The sequence below is a fragment of the Pseudomonas sp. NPDC087817 genome, from assembly GCF_044742875.1.
Classification (GTDB): domain Bacteria; phylum Pseudomonadota; class Gammaproteobacteria; order Pseudomonadales; family Pseudomonadaceae; genus Aquipseudomonas.
Genome location: NZ_JBIUVJ010000159.1, coordinates 1 through 2,391 on the forward strand (window position 1 = coordinate 1; position 2,391 = coordinate 2,391).

The 2,391-nt window shown below is 55.6% G+C and carries 2 protein-coding genes and 1 pseudogene; 2 read left to right on the forward strand and 1 reads right to left on the reverse strand.

What is annotated here, in order from left to right; translation table 11 throughout:
- Positions 1 to 35: 35 nt before the first annotated feature.
- Positions 36 to 1,559: a chromosomal replication initiator protein DnaA gene (gene dnaA, locus ACIONG_RS30320; protein WP_401304692.1), complete on the reverse strand. Its 1,524-nt coding sequence runs from the start codon at positions 1,557 to 1,559 to the stop codon at positions 36 to 38.
- Between the two features lie 566 nt (positions 1,560 to 2,125).
- Between dnaA and rpmH the strand changes: the two genes are divergently transcribed.
- Positions 2,126 to 2,260 carry a 50S ribosomal protein L34 gene (gene rpmH, locus ACIONG_RS30325; protein ID WP_003213577.1) on the forward strand — a complete coding sequence of 45 codons (135 nt, stop codon included), beginning with the start codon at positions 2,126 to 2,128 and terminating at the stop codon, positions 2,258 to 2,260.
- A 10-nt stretch (positions 2,261 to 2,270) separates the two neighbouring features.
- Positions 2,271 to 2,391, forward strand: a pseudogene (locus ACIONG_RS30330) (ribonuclease P protein component); the annotation flags it as partial.

Below are 2,391 nucleotides of genomic sequence, written 5' to 3' on the forward strand. Positions count from 1 at the left end.
TAGTCCCGTGCCTTAATACGCTGCGCTGGTGTTCATCAAGTGGTCAGTGTACGCAGCAGGGTCTTGTAGTCCTCGCGGATGTCCGCGTCGGATTCCTTAAGTTCGTTGATCTTGCGGCAGGCGTGCAAAACCGTCGTGTGGTCGCGACCGCCAAACACATCGCCGATTTCCGGCAGGCTGTGGTTGGTCAGTTCCTTGGACAAGGCCATGGCCACTTGACGCGGACGCGCCACCGAGCGCGAACGGCGCTTGGACAACAGGTCCGAGATCTTGATCTTGTAGTACTCGGCGACGGTTCGCTGAATGTTATCCACAGAGACCAGTTTGTCCTGCAATGCCAACAAGTCTTTCAGGGATTCGCGAATCAACTCGATGGTGATGTCGCGACCCATGAAGTGCGAGTGGGCGATCACGCGTTTCAGCGCACCTTCCAGCTCACGGACGTTGGAGCGAATTCGCTGGGCAATGAAGAACGCGGCGTCGTGTGGCAACTCGACTTTGGCCTGATCGGCCTTCTTCATCAGAATCGCGACACGGGTTTCCAGTTCCGGCGGTTCGACGGCAACCGTCAGACCCCAGCCAAAACGCGATTTGAGGCGTTCTTCCAGGCCTTCAATTTCTTTCGGGTAGCGGTCACTGGTGAGAATGACCTGCTGACCACCTTCAAGCAGGGCGTTGAAGGTGTGGAAAAACTCCTCCTGCGAACGCTCCTTGCGGGCGAAGAACTGAATATCGTCGATGAGCAATGCATCCACCGAACGGTAGAAACGCTTGAACTCATTGATCGCGTTCAGTTGCAGCGCCTTGACCATGTCGGCCACGAAACGCTCGGAATGCAGGTACACGACCTTGGCATTCGGGTTCTTCTTTAATAGATGGTTACCCACCGCGTGCATCAAGTGGGTCTTACCCAGGCCGACGCCGCCATAAAGGAAGAGGGGGTTGTAGCCGTGCTTGGGGTTATCCGCCACTTGCCAGGCCGCCGCGCGGGCGAGCTGGTTGGATTTACCTTCGACGAAGTTTTCAAAGGTAAAGGTGCGGTTCAGGTAACTGGTGTGCTTGAGCGCGCCTTCAACCTGAACAGTGCGCTGTTCGGCGCGAACCGGTGCCTGTTGCGAAGCGGCACCGGACATCGGGTCGAAACTGTCGCGAGACGGTTCATCGCTGATTTCGGGGCTTTTCTGCGTCGAGCGCTTGGCCGCCGGTGCTGGCGACTGAACGGATGGCGTACTCACAGGCGCGGAATTTGCCTGGGCCTGGGACACCTGCGCAGCAGCCAGCGGCGCGTTCGGTGCAGCACGCGGAGCCGAACTGCGTTTGCTGCCTATTAATAAGGAAAGCGCCGGCGCCATGCCGTTGCCGTGCTCATCCAGCAGTTCAAGGACACGGCCCAGGTACTTTTCGTTGACCCAGTCCAGCACAAAACGGTTCGGTGCGTAGACGCGCAACTCGTCGCCTTCGGCTTCGACCTGTAGTGGACGGATCCAGGTGTTGAATTGTTGGGCAGGCAGCTCCTCGCGCAAAAGCTCCACGCACTGCTGCCAAAGTTCCACTGACACGGATATCCCCTAAGTTGAAAGCCGGTGAGGCAAAAACAAGCGGCCATTGTAGCGGCGAGCCGCCCACTTATCCACATGCAGGTTGTGCGGTCACCATGATTTATCAATGCGTTAACCGGGAAAAAGGCGACCAACGGTGTGTGAATAAGCTCTGTGGATAACCGCCTCTGAGGGCACTGGACAACTGGGGGCGAAACTCGGTGGATAACCTGCCTGTGGATAACAGACCATTCCACACACAGGTTATCCGATAGCGCAGCACAGGCTGAACACGGTTTTCCACTGTAGTTGTCATTCTCTGTACATCACGAAAAATAAGGCCTCATGGCACTTATCCACAGATGATGCCGTGCCTAGCTTTTATAAGCTTTACAGAAAAGCTTTAAATAATTCCCTTCTTTATTTTTATGTATGGCGAACAGGCTTTCAGCCAAAGAAGCCCCGAAGATCTATTTATAAGGAAACGCTGGTTGGAAATTGACCTGAAGGCTTGCTTTCTCTAGAATCCCCGGTCTCTTAAAACGGGGGCCATTCCGGCCCGTTGTGGACGAACCAGGTAACACGACATGAAACGTACTTTCCAACCAAGCACTATCAAACGCGCTCGTACCCACGGTTTCCGTGCTCGCATGGCTACCAAGAACGGCCGCGCAGTCCTGTCGCGTCGTCGCGCCAAAGGTCGTGCGCGTCTGGCAGTTTGATAATCCGGTACTGGAGGTGAGTCAGGACTTCAGTCGGGAAAAGCGTCTGCTTACTCCCCGGCATTTCAAGGCAGTCTTTCACTCCCCTACCGGCAAGGTTCCGGGGAAAAAAAACCTGCTCCTTGCACTCA